Origin of the sequence: Halomonas sp. MES3-P3E (genome assembly GCF_002836035.1) — a bacterium.
Classification (GTDB): Bacteria; Pseudomonadota; Gammaproteobacteria; order Pseudomonadales; family Halomonadaceae; genus Vreelandella; species Vreelandella arctica.
In genome coordinates this window covers 17,897-40,588 of sequence record NZ_PJBT01000193.1, presented here as the reverse complement: position 1 = coordinate 40,588, position 22,692 = coordinate 17,897, and the positions used below count along the sequence as shown (strand labels likewise).

20 protein-coding genes are annotated in these 22,692 nt (G+C 57.8%); 15 read left to right on the top strand and 5 right to left on the bottom strand.

Features of this window, described 5'->3' with window-relative positions:
* Window position 1: 1 nt before the first annotated feature.
* Complete coding sequence (locus CXF87_RS20875; RefSeq protein WP_232774984.1) at window positions 2-1,645, top strand: 5-guanidino-2-oxopentanoate decarboxylase; 1,644 nt, start codon at window positions 2-4, stop codon at window positions 1,643-1,645.
* Window positions 1,646-1,654: 9 nt separating this feature from the next.
* Complete coding sequence (locus tag CXF87_RS20870; RefSeq protein WP_101148075.1) at window positions 1,655-3,115, top strand: aldehyde dehydrogenase family protein; 1,461 nt, start codon at window positions 1,655-1,657, stop codon at window positions 3,113-3,115.
* Window positions 3,116-3,118: 3 nt separating this feature from the next.
* On the opposite strand, the gene CXF87_RS20865 is transcribed toward CXF87_RS20870, so the two are convergent.
* Complete coding sequence (locus CXF87_RS20865; RefSeq protein WP_101148074.1) at window positions 3,119-4,081, bottom strand: hydroxymethylglutaryl-CoA lyase; 963 nt, start codon at window positions 4,079-4,081, stop codon at window positions 3,119-3,121.
* An 11-nt stretch (window positions 4,082-4,092) separates the two neighbouring features.
* Complete coding sequence (locus CXF87_RS20860; protein WP_101148073.1) at window positions 4,093-5,298, bottom strand: CaiB/BaiF CoA transferase family protein; 1,206 nt, start codon at window positions 5,296-5,298, stop codon at window positions 4,093-4,095.
* A 151-nt stretch (window positions 5,299-5,449) separates the two neighbouring features.
* On the opposite strand from CXF87_RS20860, the gene CXF87_RS20855 reads away from it, so the two are divergent.
* The 5 genes from CXF87_RS20855 to hpaI all read left to right on the top strand — a co-directional run bounded on the left by CXF87_RS20855 (window position 5,450) and on the right by hpaI (window position 10,413).
* A complete protein-coding gene (locus CXF87_RS20855; protein ID WP_101148072.1) occupies window positions 5,450-6,349 on the top strand; it encodes a LysR family transcriptional regulator in 900 nt (299 codons plus the stop codon).
* A 356-nt stretch (window positions 6,350-6,705) separates the two neighbouring features.
* The gene (locus CXF87_RS20850; protein ID WP_101148071.1) at window positions 6,706-7,686 is read left to right on the top strand and encodes a TRAP transporter substrate-binding protein; all 981 of its coding nucleotides are present in this window, start codon (window positions 6,706-6,708) and stop codon (window positions 7,684-7,686) included.
* 106 nt (window positions 7,687-7,792) lie between these two features.
* A complete protein-coding gene (locus CXF87_RS20845) occupies window positions 7,793-8,335 on the top strand; it encodes a TRAP transporter small permease (protein WP_101148070.1) in 543 nt (180 codons plus the stop codon).
* A complete protein-coding gene (locus CXF87_RS20840; RefSeq protein ID WP_101148069.1) occupies window positions 8,332-9,627 on the top strand; it encodes a TRAP transporter large permease in 1,296 nt (431 codons plus the stop codon). The genes CXF87_RS20845 and CXF87_RS20840 overlap by 4 nt, the downstream gene beginning before the upstream one ends.
* Window positions 9,628-9,642: 15 nt before the next feature.
* Window positions 9,643-10,413, top strand: a complete 771-nt coding sequence (gene hpaI, locus CXF87_RS20835) for a 4-hydroxy-2-oxoheptanedioate aldolase (protein WP_101148068.1) — start codon at window positions 9,643-9,645, stop codon at window positions 10,411-10,413.
* Window positions 10,414-10,440: 27 nt separating this feature from the next.
* On the opposite strand, the gene CXF87_RS20830 is transcribed toward hpaI, so the two are convergent.
* Genes CXF87_RS20830 through CXF87_RS20820 form a run of 3 tightly spaced genes read right to left on the bottom strand, consistent with a single transcriptional unit; the run spans window position 10,441 to window position 14,376 of the window.
* Complete coding sequence (locus CXF87_RS20830) at window positions 10,441-11,865, bottom strand: FAD-binding oxidoreductase (RefSeq protein WP_101148067.1); 1,425 nt, start codon at window positions 11,863-11,865, stop codon at window positions 10,441-10,443.
* On the bottom strand, window positions 11,865-13,166 hold the full coding sequence (locus CXF87_RS20825) for an L-fuconate dehydratase (protein ID WP_101148066.1): 1,302 nt from the start codon (window positions 13,164-13,166) through the stop codon (window positions 11,865-11,867). The genes CXF87_RS20830 and CXF87_RS20825 overlap by 1 nt, the downstream gene beginning before the upstream one ends.
* A gap of 46 nt (window positions 13,167-13,212) precedes the next feature.
* The gene (locus CXF87_RS20820) at window positions 13,213-14,376 is read right to left on the bottom strand and encodes a fumarylacetoacetate hydrolase family protein (RefSeq protein ID WP_101148065.1); all 1,164 of its coding nucleotides are present in this window, start codon (window positions 14,374-14,376) and stop codon (window positions 13,213-13,215) included.
* Window positions 14,377-14,613: 237 nt separating this feature from the next.
* On the opposite strand from CXF87_RS20820, the gene CXF87_RS20815 reads away from it, so the two are divergent.
* From CXF87_RS20815 to nanR, 8 genes are all read left to right on the top strand, one after another.
* Window positions 14,614-15,378 carry an SDR family NAD(P)-dependent oxidoreductase gene (locus tag CXF87_RS20815; protein ID WP_101148064.1) on the top strand — a complete coding sequence of 255 codons (765 nt, stop codon included), beginning with the start codon at window positions 14,614-14,616 and terminating at the stop codon, window positions 15,376-15,378.
* The gene (gene pdxA, locus CXF87_RS20810) at window positions 15,375-16,391 is read left to right on the top strand and encodes a 4-hydroxythreonine-4-phosphate dehydrogenase PdxA (RefSeq protein WP_101148063.1); all 1,017 of its coding nucleotides are present in this window, start codon (window positions 15,375-15,377) and stop codon (window positions 16,389-16,391) included. The genes CXF87_RS20815 and pdxA overlap by 4 nt, the downstream gene beginning before the upstream one ends.
* Window positions 16,388-17,566, top strand: coding sequence for a four-carbon acid sugar kinase family protein (locus CXF87_RS20805; protein ID WP_101148062.1), 1,179 nt, complete (start codon window positions 16,388-16,390; stop codon window positions 17,564-17,566). Before pdxA ends, CXF87_RS20805 begins: the two co-directional genes overlap by 4 nt.
* Window positions 17,567-17,736: 170 nt before the next feature.
* The gene (locus tag CXF87_RS20800; RefSeq protein ID WP_101148061.1) at window positions 17,737-18,738 is read left to right on the top strand and encodes a sialic acid TRAP transporter substrate-binding protein SiaP; all 1,002 of its coding nucleotides are present in this window, start codon (window positions 17,737-17,739) and stop codon (window positions 18,736-18,738) included.
* A 61-nt stretch (window positions 18,739-18,799) separates the two neighbouring features.
* Entirely contained in the window at window positions 18,800-19,342 is a 543-nt protein-coding gene (locus CXF87_RS20795) for a TRAP transporter small permease (protein ID WP_101148060.1), read from the top strand.
* A 42-nt stretch (window positions 19,343-19,384) separates the two neighbouring features.
* On the top strand, window positions 19,385-20,764 hold the full coding sequence (locus tag CXF87_RS20790) for a TRAP transporter large permease (RefSeq protein WP_008959418.1): 1,380 nt from the start codon (window positions 19,385-19,387) through the stop codon (window positions 20,762-20,764).
* A 46-nt stretch (window positions 20,765-20,810) separates the two neighbouring features.
* Complete coding sequence (locus CXF87_RS20785; protein ID WP_101148059.1) at window positions 20,811-21,899, top strand: Ldh family oxidoreductase; 1,089 nt, start codon at window positions 20,811-20,813, stop codon at window positions 21,897-21,899.
* A 64-nt stretch (window positions 21,900-21,963) separates the two neighbouring features.
* Window positions 21,964-22,686: a transcriptional regulator NanR gene (gene nanR, locus CXF87_RS20780; RefSeq protein WP_101148058.1), complete on the top strand. Its 723-nt coding sequence runs from the start codon at window positions 21,964-21,966 to the stop codon at window positions 22,684-22,686.
* Window positions 22,687-22,692: the final 6 nt, after the last annotated feature.

Below are 22,692 nucleotides of genomic sequence, written 5' to 3'. Positions count from 1 at the left end.
AATGAGCGTTGAAGAAGCACGTAAACAACCCGCCATGACCTGTGCAGAGCTACTCATTCGGCTGCTGCGGGAGACTTACGGGGTGAGCGCCCTGTTCGGCATCCCCGGCGTGCATACAATAGAGCTTTATCGTGGTCTGGAAGGCAGCGATGTGCAGCATATAACCCCGCGCCATGAGCAGGGCGCGGGGTTTATGGCCGACGGCTATGCCCGCGCCAGCGGCCAACCGGGGGTATGCCTGATTATCACCGGGCCGGGCATGACTAACATTGCCACCGCCATGGGCCAGGCCCTGGCGGACTCCATCCCCATGCTGGTGATCTCCAGCGTCAACCGCCGCGATACCTTGGGCTTAGGCCAAGGGCGGCTGCACGAGCTGCCCAGCCAACAGCAGATGATCAGCGGCGTGGCGCGGTTTAGCCACACCCTGTTGGATGCCAATACACTGCTCGAGGTGTTGGCCCGCGCCTTCGCCGTTTTCAACGGCGCGCGCCCAGGCCCGGTGCATATTGAAATCCCTATCGATCTGTTTAATGCCCCGGTGGATGTGCCGGCCAGTTGGCAAGCGCCCACGCTTTATCGCGCGGCGCCTGATCCAGAAGGCTTGGTCGAGGCTGCACGCTTGCTTCAAGCGGCGAAACAGCCCCTGGTGCTATTGGGCGGAGGCTGCGTTTCAGCGCCGGAAGCAGCGCGAGCATTGGTAGAAAAACTCGATGCCCCGACGGTAACGACGATTAATGCCAAAGGGCTGCTAGGCCGCGACCACCCGCTGGATTTGGGCGCCAATGCCGCACTGCCCGCGGTTCGTGAACTAGCCGCCAACGCCGATGTGATTCTGGCGATAGGTACCGAGTTGGGTGAGACCGATTATGACGTCGTTTTTGATGGCGGCTTTCACCTCAACGGCACGCTGATTCGTATCGACCTCGACCCTGAGCAGCTAGTGCGCAATCAGCGCACCACGCTTGGCCTAGTGGGTGATGCAGGACGCAGTTTGGAGCTTTTGCTTGGTCACTTCCCCGAACCACTGAAGCGTCAAGGCACTGAGCGAACCGCCGCAGCGTTGGGCGCGCTTAATTTGGTAAACGATCCTGCTTTTGCCGACTTTGTGCCGCTTTATAAAACCCTGGCTGATTATCTCCCCGAGGCGATTTTGGTAGGTGATTCCACCGCACCGGTATATGCCGGTAACCACTTGGTCAGTCAGCCAGCACCCCGGCGCTATTTCAATGCTTCAACGGGTTACGGCACCTTGGGCTATGGGCTACCGGCGGCGTTGGGTGCCCAACTGGCACGGCCTGATCTGCCCGTGGTGGCTCTCGTTGGTGATGGTGGGGTGATGTTTACCCTCTCGGAAATGGCAACGGCGGTAGAAGAGCGCCTGCCCATAGTGATTGTGCTTTGGCACAACGCTGGCTACGAAGAGATTCGTCGCTATATGGATGCTAATGGCGTGGCCCGCTTGGGCGTGGATATTCAGGCACCCAACTTTCTCACCCTGGCTGAAGGTTTCGGCTGCCCCGGCATGCTAGTGGAAAGTCCTGCCGAACTCGCCAAAGCGCTCGCCAACCGCGTAGCCACCGGGCCTTTACTGATCGAAATTGACGCCGCTGCCTGGCAGCGTGCGTGTGCATTTTCTGACTAGGATATTTCCATGCAGTCACTCAGCCAGCAGTTAATTAACAAACAGTTCATCAACAACCAGTGGGTCGCATCTTCGGGAGCTCGCCTACTCGATGTGATGAACCCCTACCGCGAGGAACGTATTGCTCAAGTCACGGCGGGGGATGCTGCAGATGTAGACGCCGCCGTTAAAGCCGCCCAGCAGGCGCAGCCCGCTTGGCAGGCGTTGGGCGGTACCGCACGTGCAAACTACCTTGATGGATTTGCCGATGCACTGGAAGCCCGTCGGGAGTCGCTGATGACGCTTTCGGCGACCAATAACGGCAAGCCACTGGTGGAAGCGGGTATTGATCTGGACGATGCGATTGCCTGCTACCGCTACTATGCCAAGCAGGCCAAGGCGCTGGATGCCCGTCAGGGGGAGTTGGTCAATGTGGAAATGGAGGGCGTTGAGGCGCGCACTTACCACGACCCCGCTGGCGTTGTGGGATTAATAACGCCGTGGAATTTCCCGCTGGTCACCAGCGCCTGGAAGCTGGCGCCCGCTTTGGCCGCTGGCTGTACGGTGGTGCTAAAACCTTCGGAAGTGACGCCGCTACCCGAGCAAGTGCTTGCAGAAATTGCGTTAGAGGTTGAGCTACCCGCGGGTGTGCTGAACCTGCTCAATGGCGACGGCGAGGGCATCGGTGCACCGCTAACTAATCATCCTGGGGTGGATAAAATCTCCTTTACGGGCAGTAACCGTGTAGGCGAAACGGTGATGCAAGCGGCCAGCGCTCGCACCGCTGGCGTATCGCTGGAACTGGGTGGAAAGTCTCCGATTTTGGTGATGGAAGACGCTGATCCTGCCCAAGCCGCTGACTGGGTAATGGCCGGCATCTACTTCAACGCCGGGCAGATCTGCTCTGCGACCTCGCGTTTATTGGTGCACGAAGACGTAGCAGAAGCACTCTACGCTGCGCTTTCAGAGCGTATGGATGCGATTACGCTGGGCGACCCGCTTGTCGAAGGCACCGACTTAGGGCCGTTGACTAGCGCCAAACAGCGCGACGCGGTGCAGCGCTATCTGGATATTGCTGCACAGGAAGGTCTTACGGTGGTGCGCGACGGCCAACACCGCACGCTACCTGCCCAGGGCTACTTCCTGGCACCCACGCTTTATCGCGATGTACCGCTCGAGAGCCGCCTATGGAAAGAAGAGGTTTTTGGCCCGGTGCTCTGCGCACGCAGCGTCGCAAGTGAAGCCGAAGCCATTCAGCTTGCCAACGACAGCAGCTTTGGCTTGGCGGCAACGGTGATCAGCGGTGACCCTGAGCGGGCAAAACGCATCGGCCGCCAGCTCAAGGCTGGCAGCATCTGGTACAACAGCGAGCAGCTAGTGCTACCCGAAACCGCCTGGGGCGGCTTCAAGCGTAGCGGCATTGGGCGTGAACTTGGCCCTTGGGGGCTAAGTGCTTACCTTGAAGTGAAGCATGTGATTGGGCCTGCCTAACACTCAGGTTTGAGCATTAGGCGGCATCGCATAACGCCGGGTCGACTTTCCTGCTTTGACTACCTGCCCCGGCACGCCATGGCCGATAAGGTCGGGAAGGGTGGCGGCGATCTCCAGCAGTGCATCCAGATCGACGCCAGTATCGACGCCCATGGACTCAAACATATGCACCAGATCCTCGGTGCATACATTGCCCGTCGCACCCGGGGCAAAGGGGCAGCCGCCCAGCCCGCCTAAGGAGGAGTCGAAGCGGCTGATACCCGCCTGCCAAGCCGCCAATGCATTGGCTAAGCCCATCCCGCGCGTGTTGTGGAAGTGCAGCGTGAACGGCGTTTCCGGCCAGCGTTCAAGCACGGCTTCGCACAGGCGTTTGACCTGGACAGGGTTGGCCATGCCGGTGGTATCGCAGAGTGTGACGCCCTGAATGCCAAGGCCAATCAGCTTTTCAACAAGTTCCAGTACCCGCGCCTCGGGCACCTCGCCTTCAAAGGGGCAGCCAAAGGTCGTCGAGAGTGAGGCGTTGATAAACACGCTGCTATTTTTATTGTTATCGAAATGCTTGCTGACCTCCAAAATCGCCGCGAACTGCTCTAGCGACTGTTCCGGCGTCATGCGCAGATTGGCCAGACCGTGGCTATTGCTGGCGGACATCACCAGATTGATCTCATCTACTTGGCAGGCGAGCGCTCGCTCAGTGCCTTTTACGTTGGGCACCAGCACCGTGATATCGACCCCTTCCCGGCGCTGAATGCCGGTCACCACTTCAGCGGCATCGCGCAGGTTGGGGATCGCTTTAGGCGATGTGAACGACGTTGCTTCAATACGCCGTAGGCCAGTGGTAGAGAGCGCATCGATCCAGCGGATTTTCTCTTCCGTCGGCACAAACCGTGCTTCAATCTGCAGGCCGTCCCGGGGGGCAACTTCGTTGATCTCGATTTTGGTGGGGCAAGGTGTTACCAACTTCATAAAAATACTCCCTAGATGATGCCCGCTTGGCGCAGCTTAGCGCGGGTTTCGTGATCAATACCCAGCTCACCCAACACGTCATCGGTATGCTGGCCAAGAGTGGGGCCGCCGTCGCCGATTCGCCCTGGCGTAGCGCTAAGCTTTGGCAATACGCCGGGTACTTTTAGCGGTTCGCCATTAGGCCGTGTAAAGGTTTGAATCATCTCCCGAGCCAAGTAGTGGGGATCAAAGGCGATATCTGCGGCAGTGTAGGGGTAGCCTGCGGGCACGCGGGCGTCATCCAGTGCTTGTAAAATGGCATCCCGTGGGCGCTCTTCGGTCCACGTTTGAATCGCGGCATCAATCATTTCGGCTTGCTGGCTACGCCCATCGTTATGGGCCAGGGCCGGGTCGTTGGCTAAATCTTCACGGCCAATCACGCCCATCAGGCGCTTGAAGATACTGTCGCCATTGCCGGCAATCAGCACGTAATCGCCGCCTTGGCAGCGGTAGGCATTTGAAGGGGTTATGCCGGGCAGGGCGCTGCCGCTCGGTTCGCGAACCTGGCCGCTGGCATCGAACTCAGGCAGCAGGCTCTCCATCATCGCAAACACCGACTCATACAGCGCGACGTCGATCTCTTGACCCAGGCCACTGCGGTTGCGCTCCTGAAGTGCCAGCAGGGTACCAATCACGGCGTAGAGCGCGGAAAGTGAGTCGCCGATGCTCACGCCAACGCGCACCGAAGGCTCGCCCGGCTGGCCGGTGAGGTAACGCAGCCCGCCCATGGCTTCGCCAATTACGCCAAAACCGGGCTTATCGCGGTAGGGCCCCGTTTGCCCATAGCCGGAAATATGCACCATGATCAGCCGAGGGTTGAGTTTGGAGAGTGCTTCCCAGCCCAGCCCCCAGTTGTCTAGCGTGCCGGGGCGGAAGTTCTCCACTACCACGTCCGCCTCGGCGGCGAGTTGGCGCACCAGCTTTTGGCCCTCTTCACTGCGCAAGTCCAGCGCCACCGAGCGCTTGTTACGGGTCTGGACGTGCCACCAAAGCGAGGTGCCATCCTCTATCATTCGCCATTTGCGAAGTGGGTCGCCGGTGCCTGGCGGTTCGATTTTGATCACATCGGCACCAAATTCCCCCAGCAGTTTGGTGGCGAAAGGCCCCGCAATCAGTTGACCAAGCTCAAGCACTTTCAAGCCTTGGAGCGGAAGCTGGCGGGCTTCGGTAGCGTTCATCTAGGCTTTCCTCTATTTGTCGTTATCGTCATTGATGTTCAGCATGCGTGAGCCATTACAGGCCGACAATTAGGCAATCGGTAACAAAGGGTTCGTGGTTAGCGAAGGGGTGCGTTAGCATAATGCGCTTGTCTTACGGGAGTCATATGTCATGCGCCGCTTCGATTTCGTCACTCTTAAGCTGTTTATCTCCGTGGCAGATGAGGGGCGCCTGACCGCCGCCGCTGAGCGTGAGCATTTAGCGCTCGCCGCGGTGAGCAAGCGGATCAGTGATCTGGAGGCGCTGGTAGGTACCACGCTGCTGTATCGTCGCCCGCGCGGTGTTGAGCTGACGCCCGCCGGGCAGGCATTTTTGCACCATGCTAGACGTATTCTGGATAACATCGAGCGCCTGCATGCGGAACTCAGCGAGTACGGCGAAGGCGTGCGCGGCCATGTGCGTATCCACTCCAATACCTCGGCGATCATTGCTTTTCTTCCCCAAGATCTCAGCGCTTTCTCCCGGCTTTATCCCGAAATTAAGATCGATCTTCAGGAGCGAGTCAGTAGCGAAATCATTGCCGCCGTTCGCGACGGGCTGACCGATATCGGTATTTTCGCTGGGCATGTGGCGGCGCCTGATCTCCAGCAGCTCTCCTATCGGCATGACCGACTCGTGTTAATGACGCCCATTGATCACCCCTTGGCTGAGCGTGAAAGCATCGCTTTTAATGAAGCGCTGGCTTTCGATTTTATTGGCTTACAGCAGGACGCCTCGCTGCAATCGCTGTTGAATGAACAAGCTAACCTGGCAGGCAAAGCGCTGCGTATGCGCATTCAGGTACGTAGCTTTGACGCTATTTGCCGGATGATTCACCACGGCATGGGCGTTGGCGTACTCCCTGAGCAGACCATCTATCGTGATCTGGGGGATTTGCAGCTCAAAAGCATCCCGCTTAGCGACCCTTGGGCCCAGCGTGAGCTGGTGATTGGCATGCGCCGCTACGCCTCTTTGCATGTCACTGCGCGACACTTGGTAGACCACCTTACCCAGAAGGCGGGCGAGGACTAATTGCAAAAGTCTGCAAATGGCTTCGTGCTTCGTGAAAGCTGGCAAATATCTTGTGGTGGCAAAATGCCTTGAGCAGCGGCGCTGAAGTATGCCTTCACAGCCTATTGAGAGGGCTTTTGAAAGAGCAGCGAAGGCGGTCAGGTATTCATCTTTGGTCGTATGGCTGCAAGCACCTCGGTCAAAAAGCGCGTCATACCGACGTTTCTAGCCATCGTATTTAACGAAGTCATCCTTCTTGAACGTCGATTTGAGCCCGTCGGCTGCTTGTTTCAAGATCAGGCAAGCGACATAAAGCTCTTGCCTACAGGAGCTATAAAGAACCACACCCAATAACGACAACCGTAGAGAGTCATCCCATGCGGAAACAACTGTTTGCCACGCTGGCTACCCTAGGCATGCTAACGACGGCCCCGTTCGTTTTAGCTAACCCAATCGAAATTCAAGTTAACAACACCATGAGTGAAGGCGGCTCGGAAAGCGCCGCGGTGGAACGCTTTGCGGAATATTTAGAGGAACAGGCCCCCGGGCGCTTTGAAGTTCGCCCCTTTTTAGCGGGTTCTCTGGGCGGTGAGAATGCCGTGTTGGAACTGCTTAACCTGGGCCAAACCCAGCTATCCCTAACCGGTGGTAACTGGCGTCAACAGTATGCGCCTGAATACGACGCTATTACGGTTCCCTTTGTGTTCACTACCTGGGATGAAGTCGACGCCTATATGGAGAGCCCTTCCGGCCAAGCGCTGGTCGAGAAAGCAGAAAGCCAGGGCGGCCTGAAATATTTTGGCCTGCAGCATCGCGGGCCCCGCCACATGACCGCCAATAAAGAGATACATACCCCAGATGATCTGGATGGCTTCCGCCTGCGCCTGCCTTCGCTGCCGGTATGGCTGGAAGTGTGGGAAGAGATTGGAGCTCAGGTAGTCAACGTACCGGCACCAGAGATTTACCTCGCCATGCAGACCGGCCAGGTCGATGGCCACGAGAACTCGCTCTCCTCGCCTTATACCCGTCGTCTATGGGAAGTGCAGGACTACCTGATCATGACCAGCCATGTGCAGTTTCCGTGGAGCTGGGTAGCTAGTTCTCGCTGGTGGGATGGCCTAGAAGAGGAAGATCAAGCGCTGATCGAAGAAGCCATTGAGGTGGCACGCCAGTATGGTTCAGAGCAAGAACGCGAACTCGACGAGTTCTATCTGGAAGCCCTGCAGGATGAAGGCATGACCGTCATTGAGCCGGATGTTGCGCCTTTCCGCGAGGCAGCGTTACCGGCTATCGATCGTGTCATGGCTGACATGGCCGAGGGCGTTCGTGAAGATGCGCTGGGTAACGACAGCGAGTAAAACGCGCTGGACAGAAATTGCGGCGGCCCATCGGGCCGTCGCTTTTCTTCATTACAAATAAGTTTTCATGTAAGACTAAAAAGCAGTCAGGGTAAGGAGTTCTCCTGTGGAAGACGCGGTAGCGCCCAATAAGGGGCCGGATCGAATTGCTTTCTATACGCTGCGCGGTGTTACACGCCTGTGCGATGGGGTGGGCGTGGCGCTGATGGCCGCCATTCTGCTGCTGATCGTGGCGGCCGTAATTGCCCGTGACCTGCTGGGGCTAGGCATGCCCTGGACCGAAGAAGTGGCGTCTATGCTGGCGATTTACGCGATTGGCTTCGGGTCGCTATCCGCCTGGGTACGCAGCGAGCATCTGGTGGTCGATTTGTTCAGCCATAAGCTTTCCGGGTTGGGAAAGAATATCCAGTACCGGCTCACCGCGCTGATCTCCTGCGGCTTTTTTGCACTGGCCGCCTGGGGGGCTTGGATCATGTCCGATATGAGCGCCAACAATAAAACCGTTTCGCTAAGTATCAGTTTCAGCTACCTCTATTACGGCCTCTTTTTCAGCTTTGTGGGCATGGCACTCATTGCCGTTTGGCAAACGTTGCGCGGCCCGGTGGTGTGGTTGGAAACGTCCCATGAAGAGGAGGTCTCTCAACCATGACCGAACTACTGATTTTCGTCGGTGGCCTGTTAGTTCTGATGGCCATTGGCTTGCCCGTGGTGGTCGCCATTGGCGTGACCTCCTTTATCGCCTTGGTAGCGACTGGCACCGGCGGGCTACCCGTCGAACTGCTGCCGCTGCGCATGGTGCAAACCCTCAATAACTTTACCCTGCTAGCGATTCCGCTGTTCATTCTGGCCGCCAATATTATGAATATTGGCTCCACGACGACGCGGATTTTTGATTTTGCTACCGCGCTGGTGGGTTTCACCAAGGGTGGCCTTGGCCACGCCAACGTGGTGGCCAGCTCCATTTTCGCCACCATGTCGGGCACCGCGGTCGCCGACGCTGCCGGGCTGGGCAGTATCGAAATCAAGGCGATGAAAGAGCGTGGCTACGAGTTGGGTTACTCAACCGGCATCACAGCCGCCTCCAGCGTGATCGGGCCAATTCTGCCGCCCAGTATCGCGCTCGTCGTTTATGGCTGGCTGGCCAATGTGAGTATTGGTGGGCTGTTTATGGCGGGGCTAGTGCCAGGTATCTTGATGGCACTGCTGCTGATGGGAATGACCGTGCTGCTGTCTGCCAGCGGTAGGGTGGTGATGCCTAAACCGACGCCTTTTGACGCCTGCGAAGTTGTCCGCACTGGTAAACGCGCTATTTTGCCGTTGATGATGCCAGCGATTATCGTCGGTGGTATTTGGGGTGGCTTCTTCACACCCACCGAGGCGGGTGCTATTGCCTCGCTTTACGCGGTGATTCTAGGCGGGCTGATCTATCGTGACTTGAATTGGAAGGATCTCTATAACGCTTTCAGTCGCACGCTGATGTTCAGCGCGGTCATTCTGCTAATTATTGCGGTCTCTAGTTTCTATGGTTGGATACTGGTGCGCATGGGGATTCCTCAGGCGTTAGCGGGTCAGGTCGCCAGCATCGATATGCCGATGTTTGCGCTGCTACTCTGTTTTGCGCTGTTCTTCCTATTGATCGGTTGCTTTATGTCAGTGATCGAAAGCATCCTGATTTTTACCCCCATTGTGGTGCCCGCAGCGCTAAGCGCCGGATTAGACCCTGTTCACTTCGGTATCGTGATGGTGATCACGCTATCGGTGGGGGTCATTACGCCGCCATTTGGCACGGTGCTGTTTTTAATGGTGGGCATTACACGGCTGCGTTATGGCCAAGTGGTGACCGCGATACTGCCGTTCCTGCTGCCGATCATAGCGACCATTTTGCTGTTGATTGCCGTGCCTGGGCTGGCCACTTGGCTGCCCGATATCATGGGGTATTGATCCAGAGGAGCTCGTATGAAAATGCCGCGCAACGCCTTTAAGGAACAGCTACTGGCGGGCCACCCCAAAACGGGCATTTGGCTCGGTTTGACCAGTGCTTATACGGCTGAGATTGCCGCCACGGCGGGCTTCGACTGGCTACTAATCGATGTGGAACATTCTCCCAATGATCTCGCCAGCCTGCTGGCTCAGCTGCAGGCGCTGGCTCCCTATCCAAGCCACCCAGTGGTGCGCCCGCCCACCGGCGATGCGGTGCTGATCAAGCGTTACCTGGATATTGGCGTGCAAAACCTGCTTATCCCCATGGTCGAGACCGCCGAGCAAGCGGCTGAGCTGGTGGCGGCTACGCGCTACCCACCCTACGGGATTCGCGGCGTTGGTCATGTGCTGGCACGTGCCTCGCGCTGGGGGCAGGCAGAAGATTATCTCTCCTGCGCCGATGACGAGATTTGCCTGATGCTGCAAGTGGAGAGCCCCCAGGCGCTGGCTAACCTGGAGGCCATCGCCGCAGTAGAAGGTGTCGATGGGGTGTTTATTGGCCCGGCGGATTTGTCGGCGTCAATGGGGCATCTCGGCAATGCCAACCACCCTGAAGTGACAGACGCGATTAGTGACGCCATTAACAAGATACGCGCTGCGGGCAAGGCAGCGGGTATCGTCACGGTGGACGAGCAGGCCGCCCGCGGCTATCTCGCCGCGGGCTGTACCTTCGTGGGTGTCGGCATCGATACGCTGCTTTACGCCAATGCATTGCGCGGTCTAGCGGAGCGTTTCAGGCAGGAATGAACCAAATAGTGTGAACTACGCTGGGGCTTACTCCCCAGCAGGCAAAATTCTGCCTGGGTTCATCAGCCCCTTGGGGTCGAACAGCGCTTTAACGCCGCTGACCATCTCACGCTCAATCGGCGATAGCCGCGCCAGATAAGGCGCTTGCTTGGTGCGGCCAATGCCATGCTCAGCGCTGATGCTGCCGTGGAAGTCATCCAGCACCTCAAAAAGACGCTCTTCAAGCTCGTGCAGATGGGCTTTCTTATCGCTATCCGCCATTGCCGTGGGCGGTAGGATATTGAAGTGCAGATTGCCGTCGCCTACATGGCCGTAGGCAATAATGTCGCACTCGGGTGACGCCGCCATCACCACCTCGCTTGCCCGGCTCATGAAGTCCGGAATCGCCGAGATGGGTACCGAGATATCGGTGCGCAGATGCTCTCCGCGCCGCCTCTGGCCTTCCAGCATGCTTTCGCGGAACTGCCACAGCTGGGCGGACTGGGTGTCGCTAGAGGCTAAAGCGCCATCCAGCACCAGCTCGCGCTCCATGCCGGTTTCCAGCAGCGCTTCCAGCAAGGCACTCAGATCGACTGGCCCCGTGGCAGCGACCTCCATCAGCACGTACCAGGGGTAGGCGTCTCCAAGTGGATCACGTAGCTCTGGCGTCGCTTCAATCGCCAGCTCGATGCAGCGGCGAGGAATCAGCTCGAAAGCCGTTAGCAGATCGCAGCACTCTCGGCGTGCCAAACCATAAAGGTCAATCACCGCCTGGACGGAGGGCAGTCCCAGCAGCGCCGTCTGGTTTTGGGTTGGGCGCGGTGAAAGTTTTAACACCGCCCCGGTGACGATGCCCAAAGTACCTTCGCTACCCAGAAACAGCTGCTGAAGGTCGTAACCGCGATTGTCCTTGTGCAACGCATTCAGGCTTTCCCAGATACGTCCGTCGGGGAGCACTACTTCAAGGCCCAGCACCAGCTCGCGCATCATGCCGTAGCGCAACACGTTAAGCCCGCCTGCGTTCGTCGCGATATTGCCGCCAATCTGACAACTGCCTTGAGCCCCTAGCGAGAGGGGAAAGTCGCAATCATGATCAAAGGCGGCCAGCTTAACGTTTTCAAGGATACAGCCCGCGTCTACCGTGATAGTGAAGTTGACCGGATCAATGGCCCGCACGCTATTTAAGCGCTCCAAGCTGATCACCAGCTCCTGGCCATTGGCGGCGGGCAAGGCGCCTGCCACTAAGCCGCTATGACCGCCCTGTGGCATCATCGCGATTCCATGCTCATAGCAGCGCTTTGCTATCTCGGCGACCTCAGCGGTGTTGGCCGGGCGCGCCACGGCCAGCGGCATGCCCAGCGTATCGCCTGCCCAATCGCTCCTATAGCGCGCCATGGCGTCCGGTTCGCGCAGTAACCCCCGCTCGCCGAGCAGGCTGGTTAACTCATTTAGAAAGGTGGTGGTGTCGGTCATTAACGTTCTTCCTGCCAGGCTGCACCCTCAGGGAAGCGGTGCTGTGCTTGGGATGCTGCGTGCATGGCAATGCTGTAACCCGGCGCCTCGGGCACTTGGTAGCGGCCGCGGTTGATGACTACCGGGTCGATAAAGTGCTCGTGAAGGTGATCTACGTACTCCAGTACGCGGCCTTCAAGGCTGCCGGATACCGCGATGTAGTCGAATAGCGAGATATGTTGGGTGTATTCGCAGAGCCCAACGCCGCCGCCATGGGGGCAAATCGGTACGCCAAATTTAGCGGCCATCAGTACCACCAGGATGACTTCGTTTAGTCCGCCCAAGCGCGCCGCATCAAGCTGGCAGTAGTCGATGGCATCCGCCTGGAAGAACTGCTTGAACATCACCTTGTTGTGGCAGTGTTCGCCGGTGGCGACGCCAATCGGTGCCACGCGGTGGCGGATCTCGGCGTGGCCGAGAATGTCGTCAGGGCTGGTGGGTTCTTCGATCCAGAGTGGATCAAACTCGGCCAGGCGGCGCATTTTGGTGATCGTCTCGTCGACTTCCCACACCTGGTTGGCGTCCATCATCAGCACGTTATCCCAACCGATCTCATCGCGCAGCAGCGCTGCACGGCGGGCGTCCTCTTCGATGTCGCCGCCAATTTTCTGTTTGAAGTGCGTCCAGCCTTCGGACAGCGCTTCACGCGCCAGGCTGCGCACTTTCTCGTCGCTGTAACCCAGCCAGCCTGCGGAGGTGGTGTAGCCGGGGTAGCCGTCACTGCGCATTTCGGCTTCTCGTGCCGCTTTGCCGGGGGCTTGGCGGCGTAGCAGGCAGAACGCTTCTTCTGGCGTTAATGCATCCGTCACAAAACGGAAGTCGAGACAGCGCACCAGCTGTTCGGGCGTCATATCCACCAGCAGTTTCCACACCGGCTTGCCTTCTTTTTTCGCCCACATATCCCACACGGCGTTGACGATGGCGGCGGTCGCCAGGTGAATCGCGCCTTTATCGGGGCCAATCCAGCGTAGCTGGCTGTCACCAGTGATTTCCCGCCAGAAGGTGCCCATGTTATCGGTAATCGAGGCCAGCGTGCGCCCTTCAACCAGAGGTGCCAGCGATTGCAGCGCGGTAACGACAATCTCGTTACCGCGACCAATCGTAAAGGTCAGGCCGTGCCCCTCTGGGCTGCCGTCATCGGTGTGCAGGATGACGTAGGCGGCGGAGTAGTCTGGCGCGGCATTCATGGCATCCGAGCCATCCAGCGAACGCGAGGTGGGGAAGCGAATGTCTTGAATGTCGACGCGAGTAATCGTTGTCATTGTGCTCTCCTTGGCGGTGCGATGAGTAGCGTAATGGTTGTCAGAATCAGCGGCGTGCCAAGTGGCGCATCAGCTCGCGAATGCCGTAGGTCCAGGGCGGCAGCTGATCACTTCTGCCTACCCGGTTGACCAGCGCGCCCAGGGCTGGAGTGGCGATGGTGACGCGATCACCCATATGATGGGTAAACCCCTGGCCTTCCCCGTCGCGGTCCTGAATCGGCGAGAACATGGTGCCCAGGAACAGCATAAAACCGTCCGGATATTGGTGATGGGCGCCAATGGTTTGCTGCACTAGATCCAGCGGATCGCGGCTGATCTCGCGCATGTCGCTCTCGCCCTGGAGCAAGAAGTCGTCGTCTTCACCCTCGATACGTAGCGATACCTGGCAATTGCGCACGCTGTCGATATCGAAGTGGTCGTCAAATAGACGGATAAACGGGCCGAGTGAGCAGGAGGCGTTATTGTCTTTCGCCTTGCCGAGTAGCAGGGCGCTGCGTCCCTCGACGTCACGCAGGTTGACGTCGTTGCCCAGCGTGGCACCGCGAACTTTCCCGCGGCTATCGACGGCCAGCACGATTTCGGGTTCAGGATTGTTCCATTGAGAGGAGGGGTGTAAGCCTACAGGGGTGCCAAAACCCACTGATGAGAGCGGCTGAGATTTGGTGAACACTTCCGCGTCGGGGCCGATGCCTACTTCCATGTATTGTGACCAACCTCCGCGCGCCTGCAGTGCCTTTTTCAGCGACATCGCCTCTTCAGAACCCGGCACCATCTTGGAAAGATCAGTGCCGATCAGTGCTTGAAGATCCTCACGCAGTGCAACTGCCCGCGCCGGGTCGCCGCCCGCTTGTTCTTCGATCACTCGCTCTAACAGGCTGACAGCAAAGGTGACGCCGCACGCTTTTACGGCCTGCACATCACAAGGCGCAAGCAGGTAAGGCGCTTGTGGCTGGGGTAGCTGAGAGTTTTCCAGCAGTGCCTCAACACTGCACAAATGGGGCCCTTCCGCCCGCTGCACTACCGCTTGTAGATCGTCGCGTTCCAGCAGATCAGCCATGGTGGGGCCGAATTCGGTAATGTCGATCACCTGACCGTTGTTGACAGTCACTAGCGCAGGGCCGGGATGGCTGCCTTCTAGCCAAACGCGGCCAACCAGCAGCGCGTTACCCAGGTCGGCGGGAAGTGTGTCCGTCGATGAAAGTGGCTTCATGTGCTTCTCCATTCGTTTTTAGAATTAGTTTTAATCGTTAGCAGTGGTAGGCGACTGGCGCTAAACACGTCATCGCCTATCATGTTATAGATGTCGTGTTGTATGACAGGTATGCCAGTTCATGGCTTACTTTAGCGCACCGTTCCATTTCGGGTCGATAGTTAAATCTATCTAGATGAAGACGGTGGCGCTAAGCACAGCTCTCACCATAAAACAAAAAGTGGTAAGGAGAATTTCATGTTAGACGAGTGGAAAGGTAAGCGAGTATTGATCACCGGTGCCAGCCGTGGCATTGGCGCGGCAGTGGCAAAACAGCTGGGGGCGTTGGGAGCGCACGTAGCGGTGCACTATCACAGCAGTGAAGCGCCCGCGGAGGCAGTGGCTAAAGCTATTCGCGATGCGGGTGGGGACGCTTTTACCCTTAAAGCTGACGTTAGCCACACCAGTGAGACCCAAAAACTCGTCGACGATGCCGCCGAGCGTCTGGGCGGTTTAGACCTGTTGATCAATAACGCTGGGGACATGATGGGCCGTGTTGGCTTAGAAGAGATGGGCGATGATCAGTATGACCGGGTCATGGATCTCAATGTCCGTTCAGTGATTATGGCCAGCCGGGCGGCGCTGCCGCATTTTCGCCGCGCAGGCGGCGGCAATATTATTCACACTACCTCGATTGCCGCGCGCAATGGCGGCGGGGGTGGCGCTGGGTTATACGCCTCTGCCAAAGGCTTTGTGAGTACCATCACCCGCAATATGGCCAAGGAGCTGGCGGGAGATAATATCCGCGTTAACGCCGTTGCCCCTGGCACGATTGCCACCGATTTTCATGATCGTCACTCAAGCGAGGCGCACCTCAACGCAGCGCGGGCATCGATCCCGATGGGCCGGTTGGGCACGTCGGAAGAGTGTGTCGGGGCTTATGTTTTCCTCGGAACAGAGACGCTAAGTGGCTATGTCACCGGCCAGATCATCGAGGTCAACGGCGGGCAGCTAATGCCATGAATAGCTCGCCACCTGTTAAACGTCAAAGCTGTTACGACATTGCGATCACCATGGGCGATCCTGCCGGTATTGGCCCGGAGATCATTTGCCGCGCCTTGAGTGCTATGTCGGCTGCTGAGCGCGCCACGGCGATGGTCATCGGTGACCCGGCGATCTATCGCCGGGCAGCGGCGAGTATTGGCGCCGCGCTTGAATTCGTGCCACTAGAGCAGGCACAAAGCGGTAAGGATCATGTGGCGGTCGGCGTGGTCGAGCTGCCGGAAGGCGTTGAGATTCCCGATGGTCAAATCAGCGCCGGGGCGGGTGATATGGCGTTTCGCTGCGTTCACAAAGCCGTGGAATTGGTGCAGGCGGGGCGAGCGAAGGTGATTGTCACCGCGCCGCTGAACAAGGCGGCGCTGCATGAAGCCGGGCACCACTATGATGGCCACACCGGGATGCTGGCATTGCTGACCGGTGCGCCCTCATCGTTCATGCTGCTGGCCTCTGAAACGCTCTCGACGCTGCATGTTTCCACCCACGTGTCGCTACGCGATGCAATCGACCGAGTTACTCCCGAACGCATCATTGCCACCGTTGAGGCGGGGCATGCGCACTTGCTCGCGTTGGGCATGAAGGTGCCGCGCATTGCCGTGGCAGGCCTCAACCCCCACTGCGGCGAAGGGGGAATCTTTGGCGACGAAGATAGCCGCTGTATCGCCCCAGCGGTGGAGCGCTTGCGCGAGCGCGGTTTTGATGTGAACGGGCCTATCTCTGCGGATACGGTGTTTTACCGCGCCTCCAAAGGTGAATTCGACTTGGTCATCGCCCAGTATCACGACCAGGGCCATATCCCCGTCAAGCTAATCGCCTTTGATACCACGGTGAATGTCAGTCTCGGCTTACCGCTTCAGCGCACCTCGGTGGATCACGGCACCGCCTTTGATATTGCTTGGCAGGGCAAAGCCGATGCCACCAATATGGGATCAGCGATTGCCTACGCCCGGCGGTTAGCCAGTGGCGCCAAGGCATGAACGGCTGCCGATTGGCAATTATTGCCGATGATCTTTCCGGCGCGCTAGACACTGCCGCCCCGTTCGCCGCGCGGGGGGCAGATGCCCGCGTGGTGATCAGCCTGGAGGCTTTAGCAACAACACTGAAGGCATGGCAAGGCCAGTGGCCAGAGGTCATTGCCGTGAATACCGAATCCCGCCATCTGCCATCCGAGGAGGCAGCGCTTCGGGTGAGCGAAGCAGTGCGTTTGCTCACGCGAGTAGCGCCGCATCAGTGGTTCAAAAAGGTCGATTCGACCCTGCGTGGTCAGGTAATTGCAGAGTGCATGGCACTGCGAGAAGCGCTTGGTTTTCCCCTGTTGATGGCACCCGCCGTACCGGCCCAGGGGCGAACAGTGCGTCATGCCGAAGTGTGGGTGGATGGCACTCCACTGGCTGATACCACCTATCAAAAGGATGCCCGATCTACGCCCCTGGTCGGCCCGATTGATCTGGCATTTGCCGCCAGCGGTTTGCCGCTACAGCGCTATCAACCAGGGCGTTACGTTCCGCTCCCTAGCGGGGACTGCATCGCCGATGCCGAAAGCGATGAGGCGCTTTCAGCGCTCTATCAGTGCGTGCTGAGTGCTGGCAATCACTGGGCCATGGCGGGTGCAGCGGGGCTGGCAACGGCACTGGCCAAGAACCTTTGCGGATCGACCGATGCTCCTTTTCGCTCGCTAAATAACGTCGAAAATGTGCTTTATGCCATAGGCTCTAGAAGCCCGCGCGCTGCCGAACAGCTCCAGCAACTGCGCCTGCACTTACCCGCTTTGGCTGTTATTGAGGCCAGTGGTGACACGTATCTCCACTCTGCAATGGGTGTCTGTGCCGTGGTGCCTGGAGAAGATGGAAAAGATGAAGAGCGAACGGCAAGCCAAGTAGCCGAGGCGATGGCTGCCCACGTGGCTGAGATGACGTCTGCTTGGCGAGGCGAGGAATCGAGTTTGCTGTTTTTAACCGGAGGCGATATTGCCATGGCCGTGCTCTCGCAGCAGGGTGTGAGCTACATCAACGTAGAGGCTGAGTGGTCGCCAGGGGTCGCGCTGGGATGTATGGATGGCGACTCGCGGCGGCGGGTGATGACGAAAGCGGGCGGCTTTGGCGATCCACAGCTGCTAGTGCGTTTACATGAACAGCTCACTCCGCCGTCTTAGTAGTCATCAACATGATGAAAACCCTTATCGGGAGGGTTGCGCAATGGTGGGCGACCAACTAGGTTTGAAATAGGGTGGTATGACACGTATATAGCACTATGATCGGTTACGTTGCTACTGCCACTCGCACTATAACCAACAACAAATCCAATGGTTGTGAGGAGTACACGATGAGCCACAAAAGCCAACGCCATATCAAAATGGCCCGCTTGCTGACCGCCTCTCTAATCGCTGCAGGCATCGGTTTTACCGCTGCGGCTCAAGCCGCCGAAAATCTGCGCTTCGCCCACGTTTATGAAACCTCTGAGCCCTTCCACAAATGGGCGCTATGGGCCGCTGATGAGATCGAGGAGCGAACCGATGGCCGCTACACCATGCAGGTGCATCCTGCCTCATCGTTAGGTAAAGAAGAGGATATTAACGAAGGGCTTGAACTGGGCACTGTGGACGTTATTTATACCGGCACACAGTTTGCTGGACGCGCTTACGGCCCTATCGGCATTGCCGGTGCTGCTTATATGTTCCGCGACTTTGATCACTGGCAGGCTTTTGCCGACAGTGACCTATTCAAGGAGATTTCCCAGGGCTATCAGGATCAAACAGGCAACGTTCCCCTGGCGCTCAACTACTATGGCGAGCGTCATGTCACTTCCAATGAGGCAATCAACGAGCCGGCGGACATGGAAGGCCTGAAGATCCGCGTTCCCAACGCGCCGATGTATATGATGATGCCCGAAGCCGTTGGCGCAAACCCCACCCCCATCGCCTTTGACGAGGTCTATCTAGCACTGCAACAAGGCGTGGTAGACGCACAGGAAAACCCGCTACCTACCATTCGTGCCAAGGCTTTCCACGAAGTGCAGGATTACATCAATCTTACCGGCCATATCACCGACTCGTTAATCACTATTGTCGGTGGCCCACGTTGGAACCAGCTCTCCGAAGAGGATCGTGAAATATTCCGCGAGGTTTTCCAGGAAGCTGCCGAGAACAACACTCAGGATATCCTCAAATCAGAGGAAGAGCTGGTGGCATGGTTCGAAGAGCAGGGCAACACGGTGAACGAAGTGGATCGCGACATCTTTCGTGAAGCCGTAGTGCCTGCACACAATGGCGACGCTGCCACGTGGGATCAGGAAACCTACGATCGTCTTCAGGCTATCGGCCAGTAATCCAACCCTTGTTTAGTAGCACTCCGCTTTTAATCGGGCGGAGTGCCTGGAGCTTGGTGCCATGAATGATACGCGAGAAGACGCCGCGCCAATCGGCGATCCCATGATCGATTTTGAATCCGCCTTTGATGATGCTCCGTTTAGGCTAAGTGATTACCGGATTGAAGATTTGGTGACCCTTATCCTCTTTTGGGCGCTGATTTTAGTGGTGTTTGCCCAATTTTTTAGCCGCTACGTAATGGGTGACTCTATTGGATGGACTGAGGAGATAGCCCGCTATTTGCTGATCGGAGTGGGCTTTATGGGTAGCGTGATGGCTGCCCGCAATGGCAGCCATATCATGGTGGAGTTTTTCTACCATTATATGCCTGCGTGGCAAGCCCTTTTGCTGGAGCGGCTCGTTAACCTCGTAAGTCTTAGTTTCTATATAGCGATGGCATGGGTGACTTACCAACTGGCATCCCGCACCAGTAGTTTGATGGTCTCCATCGACCTACCCAAGAGCATTATCTATTTCACCGTGTGCGGGGCGTTTGTACTGATGGCGTTTCGCACCGTGCAGCGGCTTTATTTGAAGTATCGGGATCGTACCAATGATGCGTGAAGGGTGGTTTCCGGTCGTGCCATTTTCATTGAGAGGTTTCCCATGTCCCGAATTTCCTTGATGCGCTGGCAGACGCCACTGGTGTCCCCGCTGCTGGCGGCGTTGGCAGTGTTGGGCTGCGTGATCTTACCGCTGATGGGCTACCATCTTGCTTTTTTGTTTTTCGCGCTATTCACCATGCTGGTGCTGGGCGTGCCGATTGCCATCAGCCTAGCGGGCGCCTGCTTGATGTTTGTGCTGATTACCGGACAAGTCCCCAATATCGTGGTGGCCCATCGCATGATCAACGGCATCGACAGCTTCCCGCTGTTGGCGATTCCGTTCTTTATCTTTGCCGGTAGTTTGATGAACAACGGCGGCATTACCGAGCGGATCTTCAATTTCGCCAAGGCCCTAATGGGCTGGATGCGCGGTGGCCTGGGTCACGTCAACGTTGGTGCCAGCATTGTGTTTTCCGGAATGTCGGGGGCTGCTGTGGCGGATGCCGGCGGCCTAGGCATGATTGAAGTCAAGGCGATGAAAGACGCTGGCTACGATGAGGAGTTCGCGGTAGGTATTACCGCTGCTTCCTCTACCATCGGCCCGATTATTCCACCTAGCCTACCCATGGTGATTTACGGCGTGATGGCCTCGGCCTCGGTGGGCCAGCTGTTCGCAGCGGGGCTGATTCCAGGACTGCTGATGGGCGCCATGCTGATGCTGATGATCTTTATTATCTCGCGTCGGCGTGGCTATCAACGCGACGCGGTGTTCTCGATGCGCGTGCTTGGCCATACCTTCAAACGGGCTTTCTTATCGCTGATGACGCCGATCATTATTGTTGGCGGGATCATCACCGGGGCTTTTACACCCACTGAGGCCGCGGTAGCGGCGGTGTTCTATGCGCTGCTTCTGGGCGTGGTGGTTTACCGCACGTTGACTTGGCGCAAGCTGCTGAAAGTTAGTATGGAAACCATCGAGACCACGGCGGTCATCCTGTTTATTGTCTCCTCAGCATCGATTTTTGCCTGGATCCTCACCAGCAATCAGGTCACCCAGAACGTGATTGCCCTAATGGGCCCCTTTGCTGACAGCAAGTTCGCCGTGCTGATGATGGCCAATATCGTGTTGATTATCGTTGGCTGTTTTATGGAAACCATCGCCGCAATCACTATTCTGGTGCCGGTGCTGCTGCCCATGGCCGTTGCCGTGGGCGTCGACCCGGTTCACTTTGGGGTGATCATGGTGCTCAATTTAATGATAGGGCTGCTAACCCCGCCGGTCGGCATGGTGCTTTATGTGCTTTCCAGGGTCTCTAACGTCAGCTTCGAGCGCTGCATGCGCGGCACCATGCCGTTCCTGATTCCCTTGGTCATCTGCCTGCTATTGGTGACCTTTATTCCGGCGATCTCCATGTGGCTACCCACACTTATTTATCGCTAGGTTGTGCCGGTAACGGATTAATATTAAGACCAGGAGTATCTAACCCATGAGTGATACGTTGCCAGGTACATTGCAAGAGTTTCGCGTGAACCGTGAAGACCTTAGCCGTTTTATGCAAGCCGCGTTGGCGGCTACGGGAGCTGATCAGGCATCAGCGGATGCAGTAACCCGAGCCCTTGTCACTGCTTCGCGGATGGGGACCGATAGCCACGGTTTACGGCTGTTGCCCCACTATTTGCTGGCCCTCAAAGGCGGGCGTATTAACGGCGCCCCCAACATGGTGTTTAACCAGCGCCTAGCAGCCACGGGCTTTTTAGATGGGGATGACGGGTTGGGCCACTTGGCGGGATACACCGCTATGGAGCACGCCACTGCCATGGCCGAAGTGACGGGCATCGGCGCTGTGGCGGTGGGTAACTCATCGCATTTTGGAGCAGCCGGGTGCTACGCGCTGGCGGCGGCGGAGTGTGGCTATGTGGGGATGGCGTTCTGCAATTCGGACCCTTTTGTGCTGCTGCATGAGGGCGCCAAGCCCTTTCACGGCACCAACCCCATCGCCTTTGCGGCGCCGGTAGCGGGCGAGTCGCCTTACCTGCTGGATATGGCCACCAGCTCGGTTCCCTGGAATCGCGTGCAGCAGTTCGGTGCGATTGGCCGCGAACTGCCGGATCAAGTCGCGGCGGATGCTGCCGGGCAGGTAAGCCGCGTTCCTAGTGAAGTGGCCGCACTGTTGCCGCTGGGCGGCAGCGGCTTCGGCTTCAAGGGCGCGGGATTGGGTGGCATGGTGGAGGTTCTGAGCTCGATGCTGTCGGGCATGCAGCATGGCTTCAAGCTGCTGCCCATGGGCGGGCCAGACATGTCGACGCCACGCGGGGTAGGGCATTTCTTCCTGGTCATGAAGCCAGATGCGTTTGTGGAGGCGGGCACCTTTGCGCACGGAATGGCCGAGTACCTAGCCGACCTGCGTGCCCAGCCTGCTGCACCCAATGCCCAGGTAATGGCGCCGGGTGATCGTGAATGGCGCTGCCGGGCCCAGCGCGACGCCGAAGGCATTCCGCTCGATTCTGCCAATCAAATAGCCTATGCCGAGATCGCCGAGCAGTACCAAATAACGCCGCTCTCTCAGCTGGTTTGAAGGATAATAACGAGAAATGCAGTAAAATGGCGGCGAATTCCAGGTTAACCAGGGGTGACTGCCTATGAGCAGATACCGGATCGAGCGTAAAACGCTGTCCGAACAGGTCGCTGAACAGCTCGAGGCGGAGATTCTCGAAGGGCGGCTAAGTGAAAATGATCAATTGCCGTCAGAACGGGAATTGATGGAGCAGTTTGGCGTTGGCAGGCCGGCGGTACGTGAAGCGCTTTTCCACCTGCAGCAGCTTGGACTCATCGCCATCAACAGCGGTACACGGGCCCGGGTGATTCGTCCTACCGCCGAGGCGGTAATGGCGAGACTCTCCGGCGTTACCCGGCAACTGCTTTCCAAGCCCGATGGTCAGCAGTATTTTCAGGAAGCGCGGGCCATGTTCGAGATATCCCTGGCACGCTACGCGGCTCGCCACGCCAGCGAGGAGGACCTTGCTAGGCTACATGCTGCATTAGCGGATAACCGCGATGCCATTGGTGACGAAGCGCGCTTCAAGCGCTCCGATAACGACTTCCATGGCGTGTTGGCGAGTATTGGCCGTAACCCCATCTTCGATGCCATTCACGTGGCGCTTTCCGAATGGCTGGATGATCGCCGTGCGCTCGTGTTGCAGCAAAAAGATGAGGATAAAGCCGCGACCGCTGCCCACACCGAAATCATTGCTGCCATTGAGTCCCGCGACCCGGATGCGGCCGAGGCGGCCATGCGACGCCACCTTGACCGTCACTACGGCACTTATATGCAACTAAAAAAGCGCCTCTCGGACGCTTCTTAATGCTTT

Coding starts and splice junctions, on each gene's coding strand:
- CXF87_RS20875 (WP_232774984.1), top strand. CDS start 2: ATGAGCGTTGAAGAAGCACGTAAACAACCCGCCATGACCTGTGCAGAG.
- CXF87_RS20870 (WP_101148075.1), top strand. CDS start 1,655: ATGCAGTCACTCAGCCAGCAGTTAATTAACAAACAGTTCATCAACAAC.
- CXF87_RS20865 (WP_101148074.1), bottom strand. CDS start 4,081: ATGAAGTTGGTAACACCTTGCCCCACCAAAATCGAGATCAACGAAGTT.
- CXF87_RS20860 (WP_101148073.1), bottom strand. CDS start 5,298: ATGAACGCTACCGAAGCCCGCCAGCTTCCGCTCCAAGGCTTGAAAGTG.
- CXF87_RS20855 (WP_101148072.1), top strand. CDS start 5,450: ATGCGCCGCTTCGATTTCGTCACTCTTAAGCTGTTTATCTCCGTGGCA.
- CXF87_RS20850 (WP_101148071.1), top strand. CDS start 6,706: ATGCGGAAACAACTGTTTGCCACGCTGGCTACCCTAGGCATGCTAACG.
- CXF87_RS20840 (WP_101148069.1), top strand. CDS start 8,332: ATGACCGAACTACTGATTTTCGTCGGTGGCCTGTTAGTTCTGATGGCC.
- hpaI (WP_101148068.1), top strand. CDS start 9,643: ATGAAAATGCCGCGCAACGCCTTTAAGGAACAGCTACTGGCGGGCCAC.
- CXF87_RS20830 (WP_101148067.1), bottom strand. CDS start 11,865: ATGACCGACACCACCACCTTTCTAAATGAGTTAACCAGCCTGCTCGGC.
- CXF87_RS20825 (WP_101148066.1), bottom strand. CDS start 13,166: ATGACAACGATTACTCGCGTCGACATTCAAGACATTCGCTTCCCCACC.
- CXF87_RS20820 (WP_101148065.1), bottom strand. CDS start 14,376: ATGAAGCCACTTTCATCGACGGACACACTTCCCGCCGACCTGGGTAAC.
- CXF87_RS20815 (WP_101148064.1), top strand. CDS start 14,614: ATGTTAGACGAGTGGAAAGGTAAGCGAGTATTGATCACCGGTGCCAGC.
- pdxA (WP_101148063.1), top strand. CDS start 15,375: ATGAATAGCTCGCCACCTGTTAAACGTCAAAGCTGTTACGACATTGCG.
- CXF87_RS20805 (WP_101148062.1), top strand. CDS start 16,388: ATGAACGGCTGCCGATTGGCAATTATTGCCGATGATCTTTCCGGCGCG.
- CXF87_RS20800 (WP_101148061.1), top strand. CDS start 17,737: ATGAGCCACAAAAGCCAACGCCATATCAAAATGGCCCGCTTGCTGACC.
- CXF87_RS20795 (WP_101148060.1), top strand. CDS start 18,800: ATGAATGATACGCGAGAAGACGCCGCGCCAATCGGCGATCCCATGATC.
- CXF87_RS20790 (WP_008959418.1), top strand. CDS start 19,385: ATGTCCCGAATTTCCTTGATGCGCTGGCAGACGCCACTGGTGTCCCCG.
- CXF87_RS20785 (WP_101148059.1), top strand. CDS start 20,811: ATGAGTGATACGTTGCCAGGTACATTGCAAGAGTTTCGCGTGAACCGT.
- nanR (WP_101148058.1), top strand. CDS start 21,964: ATGAGCAGATACCGGATCGAGCGTAAAACGCTGTCCGAACAGGTCGCT.